Below are 16,682 nucleotides of genomic sequence, written 5' to 3'. Positions count from 1 at the left end.
CTTCACGGTTGGGCAGAAACGGTGCACGGAGCTTGCGTTCGGAGGTGCACTATGGCCTGGTCGCAGGACGAGGAGCGGATGCTCGCGCAGATCGAGCGCCACCTCGTCGACGAGGATCCGCGACTCGTCGCGCGGCTGGAGTCGTTCAACGAGCGCGTACGGCGCAGCGAGGAGTCCGAGCGCCGTCGCGTGGCCAAGGCTGACGGCGAGCAGCCGCCCAACCGCCGTCCGCGCCGCTCGACCGTCATCATCGTGATCAGCTGGCTGCTGATCGCCACCCTGGTGGCGACGCTGCTCGTGCTGGTCCTGCGCCACGAGGCCGCTGCACTGGCCTTCTAGCGTGCGCCCGCCGCCCCGGCCGGTGGGGCATCCGACCAGCCGGGCCGGCGGCATACCGCCGTGGCAGCCACCTCTCGCGCGCCACCACGCCAGGCCGGGGGCGTGCCGCCGACGCGACCACCCCCGTCACGCAAGATCACCCCGCGCCGCCGGAGCAGTCATCCGCTGCGCGCCGTCATCCCGAGCCCGGGGTGTACCACTGGAGCGGCCGTCCGCTGCGCGCCGTCATCCCGAGCCCGGGGTGTGCCACTGGAGCGGCCGTCCGTCCGTGCGTCATCATCCCGAGCGTGGGAACCTACCGCTGGTGCAGTCGTCCGTCGCGGAGCGTCACTCTGGTGCCCTCGAAGTTCTCGCGGAAGCTGCGATCGTGCGACACCACGACGAGCGCGCCCTCGTACCTCCCGAGTGCCTCCTCCAGTTCCTCGATCAACGTCAGTGACAGGTGGTTGGTCGGTTCGTCCAGGATCAGCAGGTCGGCGGGCCTGCTCACCAGACGGGCCAGTTCCAGCCTGCGCCGCTGGCCGACCGACAGCGTGGCGGCAGGGCGCAGCACGTCCGCCTTGGCGAACAGTCCCAGCGACAGCAGCGTGTCGGCGTGCTCGTCGACGGGGCCCGGCAGCCCCTCGGCGAAGGCGGCGAGCACTGACCGCCGGGGCGGCACCGGAGGGACCTCCTGCGGCAGGTAGCCGATCCTGCGCGGACGGCTGACCCTGCCCGAGTCGGGGGTCAGGTCACCGGCCAGCACGCGCAGCAGCGTCGTCTTGCCGGCCCCGTTCGGGCCGGTCACCAGCACGCGTTCGCCCGGGGCGACGCCGAGGCGGTCCACCCGTAGCCGGTCGCCGACGGTGACCTCCTCCATCGTCGCGGAAGTCCTCTCGCCATGGCCGCCTTCGAGGCGCGCGGCGAATCGTAGGGGGTCGGGCGGCTTCGGCACCGGGTTGTCCTCCAGCCGCCGCAGCCGCTCCCTCGCGTTGCGGACCACGCCGGACAGCCCCGCCTCGTGCGACCGGCGATGGCCTGCCGTACGGGGCCTGTCGGAGGAGCGCTCGCCCGCGCCGAGCCGTTCGATGCCGGACGCGGCCAGCCTGGACTGCCGGTCGATCTCTGCCAGCCACTCGTCGTACTCCTGCCGCCGTCGGCGCCTGTCGGCCGCCTTGGCGGTCAGGTAGCCGTCCCAGCCGTCGCCGTAGCGGGTGACGGCGCGCAGGTCGCGGTCGACCTCGAGGATGGCGGTCGAGAACCGGCCGAGGAAGGACCTGTCGTGGGTGACGGCCACGACCGTGCCCCTGTGCGCCCGCAGGTGGTTTTCCAGCCAGGTCACGGCCTGCTGGTCGAGGTGGTTGGTCGGCTCGTCGAGCAGGAGCAGCTCGGGGGCGGCGGCCAGCACGCAGGCCAGTGCGAGGCGGGACCGCTCGCCGCCCGACAGGCTGCCGAGCGTCCTGCCCATGGTGACGCCGGCGAGGCCGAGGCCGTGCATGGCGGCCTCGACCCGTGCGTCGGCCTCGTACCCGCCGCGGGCCTCGAAGAGGCCGTACAGCTCGCCGTACGCCTGCATGTCCTCGGCCTCGGCGGCGGCCAGCATGCGCCGCTCCAGGTCGCGCAGGTCGGTCAGGGCGGCGTCGACGGCGTCCTGCACGGTGTGGTCGGAGGGCAGGTCGAGCGTCTGGCCCAGGTGCCCGACGCCCTGCGCGACGACGGTGACCTCGCCGCCGTCCGGCCGGTCGACACCGGCGATCAGGCGGAGCAGGGTGGACTTGCCCGACCCGTTCTCGCCGATCACGCCGACCTTCTCGCCGGTGCGGACGGTGAAGGAGACCTGGTCGAGTACGGCGTGCTCGCCGTAGGCCTTGAAGACGTCACGGAGTGTGAGTTGGCTCATGGGAGAGCCTCCGGATTCATGGAAGATGGTTCAGGGGACGCGAAAGGGGCGACTCGATCGGCCGTGGCCGAGAGTCGTCACCGCGTGGAGGTCAGACGAACTCCAGCCTGTTCGGCATCCCTGAACATGAACCCATGGCCGCAACCGTAGCGACGTCGGGGCATCGGGTCGACCGAATTATCCGCCCCGTCCGGTGCCGGCGCTCGGGTGGCGCGTCCTGCGAATGGCCGTGGTCGGCGGCTCGATACCCCTGGCCCGCCAAGCCCCGCTACCGCGAGGGGAGTGGATCCGGCGACGCCGTACGGCCCAGGGCGTAGCGGGTAGTGCCTTCGCGGGTACGACGACTGGAGCCCCGTGGAATGGCGATCATCGAGGTCCCCGCCCTCCACGAAAGGTCGCCCCATGGTGGTCCGTCATGTCAGACCCGTTTCCCCGCAGCGGGCCAGAGGCCTGGTCGCCGAGGTCTACCGCCAGGTCGAGGCCGACTTCTCCAGCATCGGCCCCGCAGTGACGATGGCCTCTCCCGCCCCCGAGATCCTGGCCTCCGGCTGGGCGCTGGCCCGCGAGTCGCAGCTGGCCGGCCAGGCCCCGACTCTGCACAAGAGCCTGGTCGCCCTGGGCGTGTCCCAGGTCAACCGCTGCGGCTACGACAGCGCCGCCTGGCTGGCCGTCCTGCGGCTGACCGGATCCGCCCATCTGGCGGCCGCGGCCGAGGACGGCGGCCTGCCCGCCGATCCCGAGCTCGCCGCGGTGCTGGCGTGGGCGAGGGCGACTGGCGCAGGCCGGCTCCAGCCCGCAGCGTTCGCCGCGGCGACGGCTCCCGAGTTCCTCGGCACCGCCCTGTTCACCCACTTCACCAACCGGCTGGTCGCCGCCATGCTGCCTGCGGGGCTGAGGCCCGGCAGCATGGACCCCGGCGACGAGCCGCCGTTCGACGGCGCGCCCGTCCTGCGGGGCCTGAAGGGCGGATTCGAACCCGGCGCGACCGCTTCCCTGCTGGAACGCTGCCCCACGGGGCCGGCGCCCGCGTGGGCGGGGCGGACCGCGATCGGCCCCGCCTACGCCGCTCTGGAGGCGACCGCGGCGCAGGGGGCGGGGCTGCTGACCGAGGCCGCGCAGGCGGTGGTACGGCAGGTCATCGGCGCGCACCGCGGCAGGATCCAGCCCCACGGCGCCGGCCTGTTCGACGGAGGCGGCCTGACGGACGACGAACGGCTCGGCGCCAAGGTGGCGATCATGGCGGGCCTGGCCCCCTCCGACCTCACCGACGAGGACGTGGCCGCCTGGAAGGCCACCAACGCCCACCACAGCGACCACTGCGCCGTGATGCTGCTGTCCTACGGCTCCATGACCGCCGTCTCGCACATCGCGTCGGACCTCGCGGATCAGGGCAGCGAGGAGGCCAGCCCACGCAGGAAGGACGCGGCGACGGGCGCGGCGACCTTGCCGCCGCCGCCACCGCCCTCCACCACCACCGCGAAGGCCACCTCACCCCTGTAGCCCATGAACCACGCGTGGGAGGGAAGCTCGGGGCCGGTGCCGTACTCGGCGGTGCCGGTCTTGCCGCGGGTGCCCTCCGGCAGGCCCGCCGCCTTGGCGGTGCCCTTGATCACCACGGCCTCCATCATCGCGCGCAGGTCGTCGGCCACGCCGTCAGGCAGCTTCACCTCCGCAGCCTTCTGCTTCAGGCCGGGCACCAGCGTCGGCGGCCTCCAGGTGCCGTCGGCCAGCGCGGCCGCGACCGAGGCCATGACCAGCGGGCTGGCGGTGATCCTCGCCTGGCCGAAGGACTCGGCGGCGAGCTCGGCGTCGGACTGGGCCTTGGGGAAGCTGGCCTTGGCGGCGGGGACGCCGATGGAGAGGGGCTGGTTGAAGCCCACCATCTCCGCTGCCTTCAGCAGCTTGTCGGGTCCGAGCCGGTCGGCGGCCATCGGGGCGATGGTGGTGTTGCAGGAGTAGGCGAAGGAGTCGGAGAAGGTGAGCGAGCCGTACTCGGCGTGCTCGGAGTTGCGCACCTTCAGGCCGCCGATGGTGGCGAACTTGGGGCAGGTCACCTGCTCGCCTGGGGAGACGCCCTCGGACAGCAGGCCGATCGCGGTGACGGCCTTGAACGTCGAGCCGGGCGGGTAACGCCCGTCGAGCGCCCTGTTGAAGCCGCCGCGGTTGTTGACGACGGCGAGGATCTCGCCCGTGCCGTGCCGTACCGCGACCAGGGAGGTGGGTTTGGGCAGGTCCCGGACGGCGGCGACGGCCGCGGCCTGTACCTGGGGGTCGAGCGTCGTCTCCAGCGGCTTGCCTTCGGCGCCCTTGATCGTGGCCAGGACCTTGTCACCGAGCATGATCTCGGTGGCGGGCGTGCCGGCCAGCCGCTTCTGGAAGTTCTCCTGCAGGCCGCCGCGGCCGATCGCGTCGCCCTCCTTGTAGGAGGGGCCGAGCTTGGCGACGTCCTTGGCGGTGGCCTTGTCGAGGAATCCGACCAGCTGCTGCACCGAGCCGCCAACCGAGCCCGTGTCGATGCGCTCGCCGGAGGAGTCGGTGATGGCGCCCCGCTGGGGCCAGTCGGTCTTCAGCTTGAAGGCGGCGGTGCCGGTCATGGACGGGTGCACCGCCTTGGGCGACCAGTCGACCTTCCACGCGCGATCGGCGACCTTGAGGTCGATCTGCCCGGTGTAGGACCAGTCGCCGATGTTCTTCAGCGCGAGCGTGGCGGTGTAGTCGGCCGTGGCGGTGTCGTCGCCGTGGTCGACGACCTTCCCGAGGGTGATCGTCGCGCGCTCCACATTGAGGCCCTTGCGCTGCTGGTCGTAGGCCGCCAGTGACTGCGGCGCGGCCAGCTCGGCCAGCATCTTCAACGAGTCGTCGGACTGCCAGGCCGCCGCGAAGCGCCGGGCGGTCTCCTCAGGGGAGCCGCGGGTGTGCAGCAGCCAGTAGGCGCCGCCCGCGGCGGCCCCCACCGCCAGCACGGTGACTCCCGACACGATCGCGATCGTACGGCCACGCGCCACGAGTCATCCCCCATGTCCTCGATTGGCTCACGAGCTTAGCGGCGGGAATTCAGGACATGCCAGCCTTGACGCTCGCGGCGTAGGCCGCGACGTACTCCTGCCCCGACAGCTTCTGGATCTCCACCATGATCTCGTCGGTGACCCTGCGCCGGTCGCGGGCGTTCTTGTAGTCGCCCTTGAAGGTCATCGGAGCGCCGATCTTGATGCCGATCTTGGCGAAGCGCGGCACCTTGGCTCCGGCCGGCAGGACCTTCTCCGTGCCGGACAGCGCCACGGGCAGCACCGGCGCGCCCGTCTTCAGCGCCAGCCACGCGACACCGATCTTGCCGCGGTAGAGGCGCCCGTCGGGGGAGCGGGTGCCCTCGGGGTGGATGCCGAACAGCTCGCCCCGCTCCAGCAGCTCGGCCGCGCCGTCGAGCATGGCCTGCGCGGCGGTGGCCGTCTCCCTGTCGGTCGGCAGGCTGCCGCCCAGGCGCATGAACCACTGCGAGACGGGGTTGCCGGAGAAGTACTCGCTCTTGGCCGCGAAGGTCACGTGGCGCGGCAGGAGAGCGGGCAGCAGGAAGGAGTCGATCACTGCCAGGTGGTTGGCCGCCAGGATGGCGGGGCCCTTGGCGGGAACGTGGTAGGCACCGGAGATGTGCGGGCGCCACATCACGTGCGCCATCGGCGCGGCGACGAACTTCACCATCTCGTACAGCAACGGCTCTCCTGGATCGTGGGGACGGCGAAGCCAACCCTAATGCGCCGCGTGCCGCGCCACGTCCCTACACGACGACGACGCCCCACCCGGTGGGTGGAGCGCCGTCGCGACGATCAAGGCCGCTGTGGCGGTCGCCTCCTCGGCGAGATGCACAACACGGCTCCAGCCGAACGGTATTCCGTGAAGGCGGTAATTTGCGGCCCGGGGGACACAGACCACAGCGGCCTTGTCGACTCTAACGGACATCCGGTGGTCGCTATTCCATCCAGCCCCAAGAGCGAGTCATCATCCACCGCCGGACGGTACCGCGGGGCGGTGAACGCGCAGGTCACGGCGGCACAGACGGCTTTGGCATAACCAGAGGGGAAATCAGTGCTGACCGCAGGTGGCCCGCCTGCCGCCGGGCACGGTGACGACCACGTCATCGATCTTCACCGACCTTCGCGCGGCCTCGGCGTGCCCGCGTCCGCGATGCGGGGGCGCCCCGCCCGGGGACGGTCAGGACAGCAGGCGTTCGGTCTCGGTGCGCCTGGTCAGCAGGAACTCCCGCTCCTGCGCGGTCCCGACCAGCGCCAGCGCCCTGCCGTACTCGCCTACCGCCTCCTCCAGCCGCCCCAGCCTGCGCAGCAGCTCGGCGCGGGTGGCGGGCAGCAGGTGGTGGTGGGGCAGTGCCGTCTCCAGCCCTTCGAGCAGGGCCAGCCCCTCGGCGGGGCCCGTCGCCTCGGCGACGGCGACGGCGCGGTTCAGCCGTACGACGGCCGAGCCCGTGAGCTCCTCCAGCAGGCCGTACAGGGTGGCGATGGCCGCCCAGTCGGTGTCCTCGGCCCTGGCCGCCGAGGTGTGCTCGGCCGCGATCGCGGCCTGCAGCAGGTAGGGGCCCGGCGGGCCGGGGACCAGCAGGCCGAGCGCCTCCTCGATCTCGGCCCGCTCCCACAGCGAGCGGTCCTGCTCGGCCAGGGTGACCAGCTGGCCCGCCGCGTCGACGCGGGCGTGCCTGCGGGCGTGGTGCAGCATCATGAGCGCCTGCAGCGCCCGCGCCTCGCCGCTGTCGGGCAGCAGCGAGACCAGCATCCTGGCCAGCGCGATCGCCTCCACCGCCAGCTCGTCCCTGATCAGCGTGGACCCCTCGGTCGCCGCGTAGCCCTCGGTGAAGATCAGGTAGAGCACCGCCAGCACCCCGTCCAGCCGCTCGGCCAGCTCGGTGCGGGCGGGCACCCGGTACGGGATGCCCGCCTGGCTGATCTTCTTCTTGGCCCTGGTGATCCTGGCGGCCATGGTCGGCTCGCTGACCAGGAACATCCTGGCGATCTGCCGCGTGGTCAGCCCGCCCACGCACCGCAGCGTCAGCGCCACCCGCGCCTCCATCGACAGCGCGGGATGGCAGCAGGTGAAGATCAGCCGCAGCCGGTCGTCCTGGACGGGTTCCTCCTCGACCATGAGCAGCGGCAGCTTGCGGGCCGCCACCGCCGTACGGCGGAGCCGGTCGACGGCCCTGCGGCGAGCCGCGGTCAGCAGCCACGCCGCAGGGTTGCCTGGGATCGGCGGCCACGCCGAGACGGCCCTGGCGAAGGCGTCCTGCAGCGACTCCTCGGCCAGGTCCAGGTCGCGCAGCTCGGCGGTGAGGAGGGCGAGCAGGCGCGCCCAGTGCTCCCTGTAGGCCTGCTCGACCGCGTCATTCCTGGTATTCGACAACGGGCCGCACTTCGACGATCCGCTCGGGGCACGCCTTGGCGTACTCGATGGCCTCGTCGAGGTCCCTGGCCTCGACCACGTAGTAGCCGCCCAGGTGCTCGACGGTCTCCACGAACGGTCCGTCGGTGCGCAGCACCTGGCCGTCCTTCTTGCGCAGGCTCACCGCTGCCCCCGTGCCGAGCTCCTCGCCGTCGAGGAAGGCGCCGCGTTCGTTGAGTAGCTCGATGAAGCGGCCGTGCGCGGCGATGGTCTCCTGTCTCTGCTCGGGCGTGGCGTTACTCCAGGTCTCCTGGTTCCCGTAGAGGAGCAGCGCGTACTTCACGGCCGCACCTCCTGCGCCACGACCGGGTGGATCTCGACGCCGTCGGACGGCAGCGCGAGTGCGAGCTCGACCGCCTCGTCGACGTCCCGTGCCTCGACCAGCACGTAGCCGGAGATCTGCTCCACCGTCTCGGCGTAGGGCCCGTCGGTGACCAGTACCTTGTCGCCCTCCTTCCTGATCGTGGTGGCGGTGGAGGAGTGGGCGAGCTCCTGTCCTCCCCTGTTGGCGCCACGCTCCTCGAGCATCGTGGTGAAGGCGCCCCACTGCTCGTAGACGGCCTTGCGCTCCTCGGGGCCCGCCTCGGCCCATGACCGTTCGTCGCCGGTCACCAGCAACAGATATTTCATGACTGTCCCTCCGCGGTGATGCTTTCACTCCCATGACGCGCGACCGGTCCGCGTTTCGACAAACGGGTTCGACCAAACGGAGGGAGAAATCTCGCGCGGGTATGGCAGGGCCGATCAGCGGCGGGCGAAGAGCGGCTCCCACGAGCCGGGCTGCTGGCTGTTCTCCCTGAACCCGGTGAGCGGGACCGCCCCGCCTCCGTCGGCGTCGACCAGCAGCAGGCGGTTGCGGAACTCGCTGATCCGGCAGCCGTCCGTGCCCTCCAGCTCGCAGGCCCAGGTGACCAGCCTGTCCTCGCCCGACCAGGCGAGGGCCTGCTCGATCCAGTGGCCGGCGACGGGCTTGAGCGCCGTGACCCTTCCCGTGGCCACGTCGGCCAGCCCGACGACCGCGCCCTTGTCGGGACTGTCGGTGGCCAGCGTCCTGCCCCCCGGCGACAGCCCCGCCTTCTGGTGGGTCGTCACCGCCTTCGGCGGGGCCTCGTGCGGCCTGCCCTCCAGGTCGTAGAAGCGCCTCGAGGGCGGCTGAGCGCCGCCCTGCTCCCAGATCAGCGTCCCGTCGTCGCTCCATCGCAGGTCCTGCTCGTACATGTCCTCGTCCGAGGCCAGGGGGCGGAAGGCGGCCTGACCGGTCGCCACGTCCACGACGGAGAATCCGGTCCGGGCGACCCGGACGATCTCCGCCGATCCGTTCTCGTCCTCACGGCCCTGCTCGTCGGGATTGGCGGCGTAGCTGGTCAGCAGCAGCCTGCCGCCGTCGGGAGACCACTGGACAGTGGAGGCCGGCCGCTCCAGGTCGACCCACCGCGCCTGTCCGTCAGGACTCAGCACGCCGACCCTGCGAGCCTGCTGCTCCTCCAGCACCGCGACGTACCCGCCGGGGGCGACGTCGACCATGGCCCACGGGGTCTTCTCGTAGGCCGCCGTGGCCGGGTTGTAGAGGTACCAGGTCCGCTTGAGGATCTGCCGCTTGTCGGAGATCTTCTCGTGGTCCCAGACGTAGTAGGCGTACAGGGCGACCTCGGGGGTCGACACCAGCCTGGTGGGCGGGGAGGCGTCAGGATCGGCCGACACCTCCGTGAGCTCGGGCAGCGTGATGGCGGGGCCGTCGGCGAGCAGGCCCGTCCTCGCGAGGACGATCTGGGTGCCGGTGGTGTCCTGGATCGTGGCGGGAACAGTCACCGCGGCCGCGACGACGGCCGCGGTGGCCCCTGCGATCACCGCGAACGTCCTGATCCGGCCCCGCCTGCGTCCGCCGAGCGCCCGGTCGGCGAGCCCCTGAGGGACCTGCGCCTCGTCCGCCCAGCGGCCGAGGGTCTCCTTCACGACATCGTCGATCGTCATGCCAGCGCCTCCCCGATCATGTTGTACGGCTCGGCCAGCTCGGGCGCGAGAGTCCTGAGCCTGGCCAGCGACCTGTGAGTGGTGCTGCGCACGGTCCCCACCGAGCAGCCGAGGACCGCCGCCACCTCCGCCTCCGGGAGATCCTCGAAGTAGCGCAGGACCAGCACGGCGCGCTGCCGCCTGGTGAGCCTGGCAAGCGCCCGCCGTACGACGATCTGCACGTCGACGGCGGGTGTGGCGTCCTGGACGGCCCTGTCCGGCGGTCGCGCGACCGCGGTCTCCCTCCTGCCGCCGGCCCGCCGCCACAAGGAGACCTGCTGGCGGTACATCACCCGGCGCACGTAAGCCTCAGGTTCCTCCACCGCGTGCCACCTGGCGACCGTCTTGGCCAGCGCGCTCTGGAGCAGGTCCTCGGCCGCGTGCTGGTCCCCTCCCGCCAGTAGGAAGGCCAGGCGCATCAGCGCGGGGGAGCGCGCCGCCACGAAGTCGCGGAAACGTCGCTCTGCTGCGGCGTCCACGATCACCTCCACAGTTCGGTTGTCGTCCTGGAGACGCTCACCGGGTGTCGGTGCTATGCCTGCCTTCTGGATCGGGTTTCCCGATCCTCCGCGCTCGTGCTCACGGCCGGCGCGGTGGAGGGGTTCGGGAGCAGCCGAGACCGCTAGCCGCGCCGGGCCTCGAAGATCAGGTCCCAGGCCCTGTGGCGCGCGCGGGCCACGGCGCCGAGCAGGACACCGCTGTCGCCCAGCGTGCTCGCCACGACCTGGGGACGCAGCGGTCCCAGCTCCCCGATCCGCCGCTCGATGGCCTTCCCGAGCAGTTCGAGGTTGCGCCCCACGCCGCCGGTCAGCACGATGATCTCGGGGTCGAGGATCGCGGCCACGGTGACGATCAGCCCGCCGATGCGCCGCCCTTCGGCTTCCACCACCCCGTGCGCCACCACGTCGCCGCGCGCCGCCGCCGCGAAGATGTCCTTGGCCGTGTCCATGCGGAGTCCCGCGAGCCGGGCGGCCCGCACCACGCCCGGCGCGGACGCCACCGACTCGGTCGAGCCGTGTTCGAACGCCTCCCTGTCGGATCCGACGTCCTCGGCGACGGGCAGGTAGGACACCTCTCCGGCCGCGCCGCGCGCCCCGACGTACAGCTCGCCGTTGACCACGATGCCCATGCCCACGCCGGTGCCGATCGAGACGAGCGCGAAGTTCGCCTTGCCCTTGCCCATGCCGTAGTCGTGCTCGCCGACCGTGGCCAGGTTGATGTCGTTCTCGATGACCGGGTCGAGCTCCAGCGCCGCTCTGAGCCGGGCCACCAGGTCGGCGCCCGGCAGGTTCGGCGCGAAGTCCAGCCGCCCGCCGGCCGGGTCGTAGACGCCGGGGCTGCCGACGACCACGCAGGTGACCTGCGGCCAGTACACTTCCGCGTCGGCGGCGGCGGCCAGCGCGAGCTCGCGGACCTGCAGCGCCAGATCGGCGGTGCTCCTGGCCAGGTTGCGGCCGTCGCGCCGGCCGACGAAGGAGCCGCGCAGGTCGGCGACGGCCACCCTGATCCAGTCGCGGCCGATGTCGACGCCCGCGACGTACGCCGATCTCGCGTTCATGTCGTAGAGGGAGGTCACGGGGCCGGGCCTGCCCGACACCTCGCCGACCAGGTGGACCAGCCCGTCCTCCTCCAGGCCCGCGAGCGCGGCCGACACGGTGGGCTTGGACAGTCCGGTCACCTTGGCCAGCTCGGCTCGCGAGGCGGGCCCGTGATCGTGCAGCCGGCCGAGCAGCGTGCGCTCGTTCATCACCCGCAGCAGCCGCGGGTTGCCCAGATCGCGCCGCAAATTCCGGCCCTCCTCTTCAGTGATCTCCGACAAAGGCTAGCCAACTCCCATGGTAGTAAATAACCTTTCTTACTAGGGACACACCTCGGGGAACACCGAGAGGACGATGACCAATGCACCGATCATGGCGAGCGATCCCTGTCGCGGCGGCCCTGCTGGCCGCCGCCTGCGGCGGGAATACGGGGAGCGGTGCCGCAGCGGCCGCCCCGAAGGCCGAGGAAGCGGCGACGATAGCGCTCTTCCTGCCCGAATCGAAGACCACCAGATACGAAGCCTTCGACCGGCCCCTGTTCGAGGCCAAGGTCAAGGAGCTCTGCGCCACCTGCAAGGTCCTGTACAGCAACGCCGACCAGGACGCGGCCAAACAGCAGCAGCAGGTCGAGGCCGCGCTCACCCAGGGCGCCGACGTGCTGGTGCTCGATGCGGTCGACGCGGGCGCGGTGGCCCCGCTGGTGAACCAGGCCAAGCAGAAGAAGGTGCCGGTCATCGCCTACGACCGGCTGATCTCCGGCATCGGCTACGACTACTACGTCTCCTTCAACAACGTGCGGGTCGGCGAGATGCAGGGCCAGGCGCTGCTCGACGCGCTCACCGCCAAGGGTACGGCCGGCAAGGGCGAGATCGTGATGATCCACGGCGCGACCACCGACCCGAGCTCCGCCGACTACAAGAAGGGCGCGCACAACGTCCTCGACGGCAAGGTGACGGTGGGCCGCGAGTTCGACACCCCCGACTGGAGCCCCGACAAGGCCCAGCAGGAGATGGAGCAGGCGATCACCGCCCTCGGCAGGGACAAGATCGTGGGAGTGCTGTCGGCCAACGACGGCATGGCCGGCGGCGCGATCGCGGCGATGAAGCGCGCGGGCTACACCGAACTGCCGCCGATCACCGGCCAGGACGCCGAGCTGGCCGCCGTCCAGCGCATCCTCACCGGTGAGCAGTACATGACCATCTACCTGGACATCAGGGCGGAGGCGGAGAAGTCCGCCGAGCTGGCCGTCGCGCTCACCAAGGGTCAGAGACCGGCCGCACCGGCCAAGGTGAACAACGGCACCGCCGACATCCCGGCCTTCCTGCTCGACCCGATCCCCGTCACCAAGGACAAGATCAAGGACACGATCGTGAAGGACGGGTTCTACAAGGCCGAGGAGATCTGCACCGGCGAGGTCAAGGACGCCTGCGCGAAGGCGGGAATCCAGTAGATGCTCACCGCCACCGGTATCTCCAAGGCCTACGGCGCGGTCCAGGCGCTCGACGGCGTGCACCTCGACCTGCGTCCCGGTGAGGTCGTCGCGCTCATGGGCGACAACGGGGCGGGCAAGTCCACGCTGGTCAAGGCCATCGCCGGGGTCGTCACCCCGGATGCGGGCACGATCACCGTGGACGGCCGCCCCGTCCGCGTCGCCACCCCGCGTGACGCCCAGGCGCTCGGCGTGTCGACCGTCTACCAGGACCTCGCGCTCTGCGAGAACCTCGACGTGGTCGCCAACCTGTTCCTCGGCGCCGAGCGGCGCCGCTGGTCGGTACTCAGCCACCTGAAGATGGAACGTGCCGCGCGCGACCTGCTGACCTCGCTCGACGTGCGGATCAAGGACATCAGGGTGCAGGTCGCCGCCCTGTCGGGCGGCCAGCGGCAGTCGGTGGCGATCGCCAGGGCGCTCGTCGGCGAGCCACGCCTGGTCATCCTGGACGAGCCGACCGCCGCGCTCGGCGTGGAGCAGACCGCGCAGGTGCTGTCCCTGATCAGGCGGCTTCGGGACCGCGGGCTCGCGGTCCTGGTCATCTCGCACAACCTGGCCGACGTGTGCGCGGTGAGCGACCGGGTGGTGGTGCTGCGGCTCGGCCGTAACGCCGGCGAGTTCGTCACGGCCGAGGCGACACAGGAGGACATCGTCGCCGCGATCACGGGAGCGTCCGCATGAGCACCGACACGCTGGCCCGCAAGCCGTACACGGCCGGTGGGCTGCTGCGCAGGGGCGATCTGGGGGCGTGGCCCGTCGTGGGCGGGCTGCTCGCGATCGCCATCGTCTTCGGGACGCTCAACGAGCACTTCCTGTCGGCGGAGAACCTCACCAACCTGGCGCTGCAGCTCGCGGCCACGGGCACGATCTCCCTCGGCATCATCATGGTGCTGCTGCTGGGCGAGATTGATCTGTCGGCCGGCTCGGTCAGCGGCCTGTGCGCGGTCGTGATGACGATCCTGTACGTCAAGCAGGGCTGGCATCCGATGGCGGCCATCGCGGTGGCGCTGGCGGCCGCGCTCGCGATCGGGCTCCTGCACGGGCTCATGCACACCAAGCTCAGGATGCCCTCGTTCGTGGTGACGCTGGCAGGGCTGATCGGCTGGCAGGGCCTGCTGCTGTACCTGCTCGGCAGGGGCGGGACCATCAACCTGCCGTTCGACGGGTTCGTCTCCCGGCTGAGCGACACGTGGCTGCCTCCGGCGATGGCCTGGGCGCTGGTGGCGGTGCTCGTAGGCGCCTACGCGGCCGCGGGCCTGATCGCCAGGCGTGCCCGCACGGCGGCCGCGCTGCCGGCCGCGCCGCTCCCCTGGACGCTGGTGAAGATCGCCGGACTGGGCGTGGCGCTCGCGGCGGCCGTCGCGGTGCTGTCCGCCGATCGCGGCGTGCCGCTTCTGCTGGTCATCTTCGGCGCCCTGGTCGTCGCGCTCGACCTCGTGCTCAGGCACACGGTGTTCGGCCGGTGGATCTACGCTGTGGGCGGCAACGCCGAAGCGGCCAGGCGGGCGGGCATCAGCGTGACGCGCATCAGGGTGCTGGCGTTCGTGCTCGCCTCGGTGCTGGCCGGGTTCGGCGGCATCCTCGCGGCCAGCAGGCTGTCGGCGGTCAACCAGGCCTCCGGCGGGAGCGACATCCTGCTGATGGCGATCGCGGCGGCGGTGATCGGCGGCACGTCGCTGTTCGGCGGGCGCGGGCGGCCGTACGCGGCCCTGCTCGGCATCCTGGTCATCCAGTCGATCACCAACGGGATGCTGCTGCTGAACGTGGACTCCTCGGTGCGGTTCATGGTGACGGCCGGCGTGCTGGCGCTGGCCGTGGCGATCGACTCCATGGCACGCAGGGGCAACGCCCGGTGACCCGCGTCCTCGGCATCGACGTGGGCGGCACCAAGGTCGCCATCGGCCTGTCCGAGTCCGACGGCCCGGAGATCACCGAGCGGGTCCGCCTGGAGATCGACACGCTCAACGGCTCGCCGCCCGGCGCCCACCTGCTTGAGCGGGTGCTCGCGACCGCGCGGGACCTGATCGGCTCGCCCATCGCGGTGGGCTTCTCGACCTGCGGCGTGATCAGGGAGGGCCGGGTACGGCTGGCACCGAACGTGCCGGGCTGGGACGGTCTGGAGCTGCCCAGGCTGCTGGGCCGCGCCTACGGCGGAACGCCGGTGGCGATCGACAACGACGTCAACGCCGCCGCAGCGGCGGAGCTGCGATGGGGTGCGCTGCGCGGCGTCTCCACCGGCGTCTACCTGAACCTCGGCACCGGGCTGGCGGCCGCGCTGGTGGTCGGCGGGCGGGTCGTCGCGGGCGCGCACGGCGCGGCGGGCGAGATCGGCTACCAGCTGGTGGCCCCCGGCGAGCCCGCCTTCGCAGAAGGCCGCGCGCCGCTGGAGGAACGCGTCTCCGGCGGTGGACTGGCCGGCAGGGGCTCGGCCGAGCTGGGCCGGCCCGTCACCGCGGCGACTCTTTTCGGGCTGGCCGGCCACCCGGCGCCCGTCCGTGACGCCGAGCCGGCCGAACGGCTCGGCGCGGCCGAGCTGGTGGAGGAGATGCTCGCCACCCTCGCCATGAGCGTCGCCAACCTCTGCGTCGCCCTCGACCCCGAACGCCTGGTGGTCGGCGGCGGCATGATGGGCGCGGCCGACCGCATCATGCCCCGCCTGGTGGCCGAGCTGCGCAGGGTGGTGCCCTTCCCGCCAGAGGTGAGGCCGGCCAGGTTCGCCGACGACGCCCCGCTGCTCGGCGCCTTCGCGCTGGCCCGCGCCGCGGCGGAGCCGCATCCCGTACGGCACGCGTGATCGTCGGGTGGCCGGATTTGGGCATTGACGAAACTTACTTACATGGTACTCATAGATCGAGTCGGAAAGTTTCAGACACCAGCTGCACCTTCATCGGGGGACCGTCAGAAGCCACCCAAGGAGGACGCGCATGGCGCGCAGCAAGCCCACCGACCCGCCCATCGACTTACTCGGCCCCGTTCTAGGGGAAGTCTCGTGGTTCTGCTGCGGGACGGCCTGGGGCCCGTGCAGCACGACCGGCAAGGGAGCCTGCGGCACCTGCAACTCGGGCAGCATGCAGCACGCGTGGCCCAACACCTCCGACGCCTGCTGGGCGATCACCCGCCCGGACAGATGCGGCGACTCCCTCTCCCGGCGGACCTGCGGATTCCGCCACAAGACCACGGCGCTGTGCAGCGGCGCCAGCGTCATCACCGCCATCGCCGACTGCGGCCCGCAGACGGACCTGTTCTGCGGTGAGCGCAGCTGCTGCGGCGCGACCTGCGCCAGCAACCGCCTGATCGACCTCACCCCGGCGGCGTACAGCAAGATCGCCAGCCTGTCCACCGGGCTGCGTCCATGCGAGATCTCGACCGCCTAGGGGGCTGAGGATGACCAGCAGAAGGCAGATGCTCAAGTCCGCCGTGCTCGGGGGCGGCGCCAGCGTCGTCGCCGCGACCGCGCTCGGCTCGCTCGGCGCCGAGGCCGCCTTCGGCGCCACGGCGCCGCAGGCCGAGCCTGGCGCCCCCGACCCCGACTTCGCCGAGGGCCGGATCCGCTCCATCAAGGACAACGTCCTTCTCGTCATGGGCTCGAACCTGGTGTTCCACAACATCAGGGTCGTCGACGGCACGAGCCTCTGGAAGCTCGGCCCGGTCGGCTTCGACCAGGCCAAGCCCGGTGACGGGCTCTACGCAAGAGGCGTGCGCATGCCGGACGGGGTGCTCGCGGCCGAGTCGGTGTGGCTCAACATCGTCAACATCAAGGGCCATGTGCAGAACATCACCAGCGAGAAGATCCACCTCGACCACAACGGCAAGGAGGTCCTCTGCCACGTCGTGCCCGGTAGGTCGGTCGCCATCCACTCCGACTCGCCGCCCTCCACGGACCTGTCGCTGCTGCGCGTAGGCCAGCACGTGCAGATCCTCGGCGCCTGGCGGCCGGACACCAACGAGGTCGACATCGCCACCGTCTTCTCCCCTCACTAGGAGCGCC

17 protein-coding genes are annotated in these 16,682 nt (G+C 71.5%); 8 read left to right on the top strand and 9 right to left on the bottom strand.

What is annotated here, in order from left to right:
• Positions 1-51 precede the first annotated feature (51 nt).
• The gene (locus ACFSKW_RS01540) at positions 52-339 is read left to right on the top strand and encodes a DUF3040 domain-containing protein (protein ID WP_379568289.1); all 288 of its coding nucleotides are present in this window, start codon (positions 52-54) and stop codon (positions 337-339) included.
• A gap of 295 nt (positions 340-634) precedes the next feature.
• Here ACFSKW_RS01540 and abc-f read toward each other — a convergent pair whose 3' ends face one another.
• Positions 635-2,218 (bottom strand): ribosomal protection-like ABC-F family protein, encoded by a 1,584-nt coding sequence (abc-f, locus tag ACFSKW_RS01535; RefSeq protein ID WP_379568287.1) that lies wholly within the window; start codon positions 2,216-2,218, stop codon positions 635-637.
• A 402-nt stretch (positions 2,219-2,620) separates the two neighbouring features.
• Between abc-f and ACFSKW_RS01530 the strand changes: the two genes are divergently transcribed.
• On the top strand, positions 2,621-3,718 hold the full coding sequence (locus ACFSKW_RS01530; protein ID WP_379568285.1) for a carboxymuconolactone decarboxylase family protein: 1,098 nt from the start codon (positions 2,621-2,623) through the stop codon (positions 3,716-3,718).
• On the opposite strand, the gene ACFSKW_RS01525 is transcribed toward ACFSKW_RS01530, so the two are convergent.
• The 8 genes from ACFSKW_RS01525 to ACFSKW_RS01490 form a co-directional block, all read right to left on the bottom strand.
• Positions 3,604-5,196, bottom strand: a complete 1,593-nt coding sequence (locus ACFSKW_RS01525; RefSeq protein WP_379568284.1) for a penicillin-binding transpeptidase domain-containing protein — start codon at positions 5,194-5,196, stop codon at positions 3,604-3,606. The two genes, ACFSKW_RS01530 and ACFSKW_RS01525, sit on opposite strands and share 115 nt — an antisense overlap.
• 76 nt (positions 5,197-5,272) lie before the next feature.
• Entirely contained in the window at positions 5,273-5,926 is a 654-nt protein-coding gene (locus ACFSKW_RS01520) for a lysophospholipid acyltransferase family protein (RefSeq protein WP_379568282.1), read from the bottom strand.
• 498 nt (positions 5,927-6,424) lie between these two features.
• Positions 6,425-7,618, bottom strand: a complete 1,194-nt coding sequence (locus ACFSKW_RS01515) for an RNA polymerase sigma factor (RefSeq protein ID WP_379568280.1) — start codon at positions 7,616-7,618, stop codon at positions 6,425-6,427.
• Positions 7,599-7,940, bottom strand: a complete 342-nt coding sequence (locus ACFSKW_RS01510; protein WP_379568278.1) for a YciI family protein — start codon at positions 7,938-7,940, stop codon at positions 7,599-7,601. The genes ACFSKW_RS01515 and ACFSKW_RS01510 overlap by 20 nt, the downstream gene beginning before the upstream one ends.
• Positions 7,937-8,287 (bottom strand): YciI family protein, encoded by a 351-nt coding sequence (locus ACFSKW_RS01505; RefSeq protein WP_379568276.1) that lies wholly within the window; start codon positions 8,285-8,287, stop codon positions 7,937-7,939. The genes ACFSKW_RS01510 and ACFSKW_RS01505 overlap by 4 nt, the downstream gene beginning before the upstream one ends.
• 114 nt (positions 8,288-8,401) lie before the next feature.
• A complete protein-coding gene (locus tag ACFSKW_RS01500) occupies positions 8,402-9,628 on the bottom strand; it encodes a hypothetical protein (protein ID WP_379568274.1) in 1,227 nt (408 codons plus the stop codon).
• Positions 9,625-10,146, bottom strand: coding sequence for a SigE family RNA polymerase sigma factor (locus ACFSKW_RS01495; RefSeq protein ID WP_379568272.1), 522 nt, complete (start codon positions 10,144-10,146; stop codon positions 9,625-9,627). The genes ACFSKW_RS01500 and ACFSKW_RS01495 overlap by 4 nt, the downstream gene beginning before the upstream one ends.
• A 143-nt stretch (positions 10,147-10,289) precedes the next feature.
• Positions 10,290-11,453 (bottom strand): ROK family transcriptional regulator, encoded by a 1,164-nt coding sequence (locus ACFSKW_RS01490; protein WP_379568270.1) that lies wholly within the window; start codon positions 11,451-11,453, stop codon positions 10,290-10,292.
• Positions 11,454-11,566: 113 nt separating this feature from the next.
• Here ACFSKW_RS01490 and ACFSKW_RS01485 point away from each other — a divergent pair, with 113 nt between their 5' ends.
• From ACFSKW_RS01485 to ACFSKW_RS01460, 6 genes are all read left to right on the top strand, one after another.
• Positions 11,567-12,655: a sugar ABC transporter substrate-binding protein gene (locus ACFSKW_RS01485; RefSeq protein WP_379568268.1), complete on the top strand. Its 1,089-nt coding sequence runs from the start codon at positions 11,567-11,569 to the stop codon at positions 12,653-12,655.
• On the top strand, positions 12,656-13,375 hold the full coding sequence (locus ACFSKW_RS01480) for an ATP-binding cassette domain-containing protein (protein ID WP_379568266.1): 720 nt from the start codon (positions 12,656-12,658) through the stop codon (positions 13,373-13,375).
• Positions 13,372-14,550 (top strand): sugar ABC transporter permease, encoded by a 1,179-nt coding sequence (locus ACFSKW_RS01475; RefSeq protein WP_379568264.1) that lies wholly within the window; start codon positions 13,372-13,374, stop codon positions 14,548-14,550. Before ACFSKW_RS01480 ends, ACFSKW_RS01475 begins: the two co-directional genes overlap by 4 nt.
• Positions 14,547-15,488, top strand: a complete 942-nt coding sequence (locus tag ACFSKW_RS01470; protein WP_379568262.1) for an ROK family protein — start codon at positions 14,547-14,549, stop codon at positions 15,486-15,488. The genes ACFSKW_RS01475 and ACFSKW_RS01470 overlap by 4 nt, the downstream gene beginning before the upstream one ends.
• 130 nt (positions 15,489-15,618) lie before the next feature.
• The gene (locus ACFSKW_RS01465; protein WP_379568260.1) at positions 15,619-16,068 is read left to right on the top strand and encodes an RlpA-like double-psi beta-barrel domain-containing protein; all 450 of its coding nucleotides are present in this window, start codon (positions 15,619-15,621) and stop codon (positions 16,066-16,068) included.
• A 10-nt stretch (positions 16,069-16,078) separates the two neighbouring features.
• Entirely contained in the window at positions 16,079-16,675 is a 597-nt protein-coding gene (locus ACFSKW_RS01460; protein WP_379568258.1) for a cell wall protein, read from the top strand.
• Positions 16,676-16,682 lie beyond the last annotated feature (7 nt).

Source organism: Nonomuraea mangrovi, assembly GCF_042681425.1.
Taxonomy (GTDB): Bacteria; Actinomycetota; Actinomycetes; order Streptosporangiales; family Streptosporangiaceae; genus Nonomuraea; species Nonomuraea mangrovi.
This window is presented reverse-complemented; position numbering and strand designations above follow the sequence as displayed.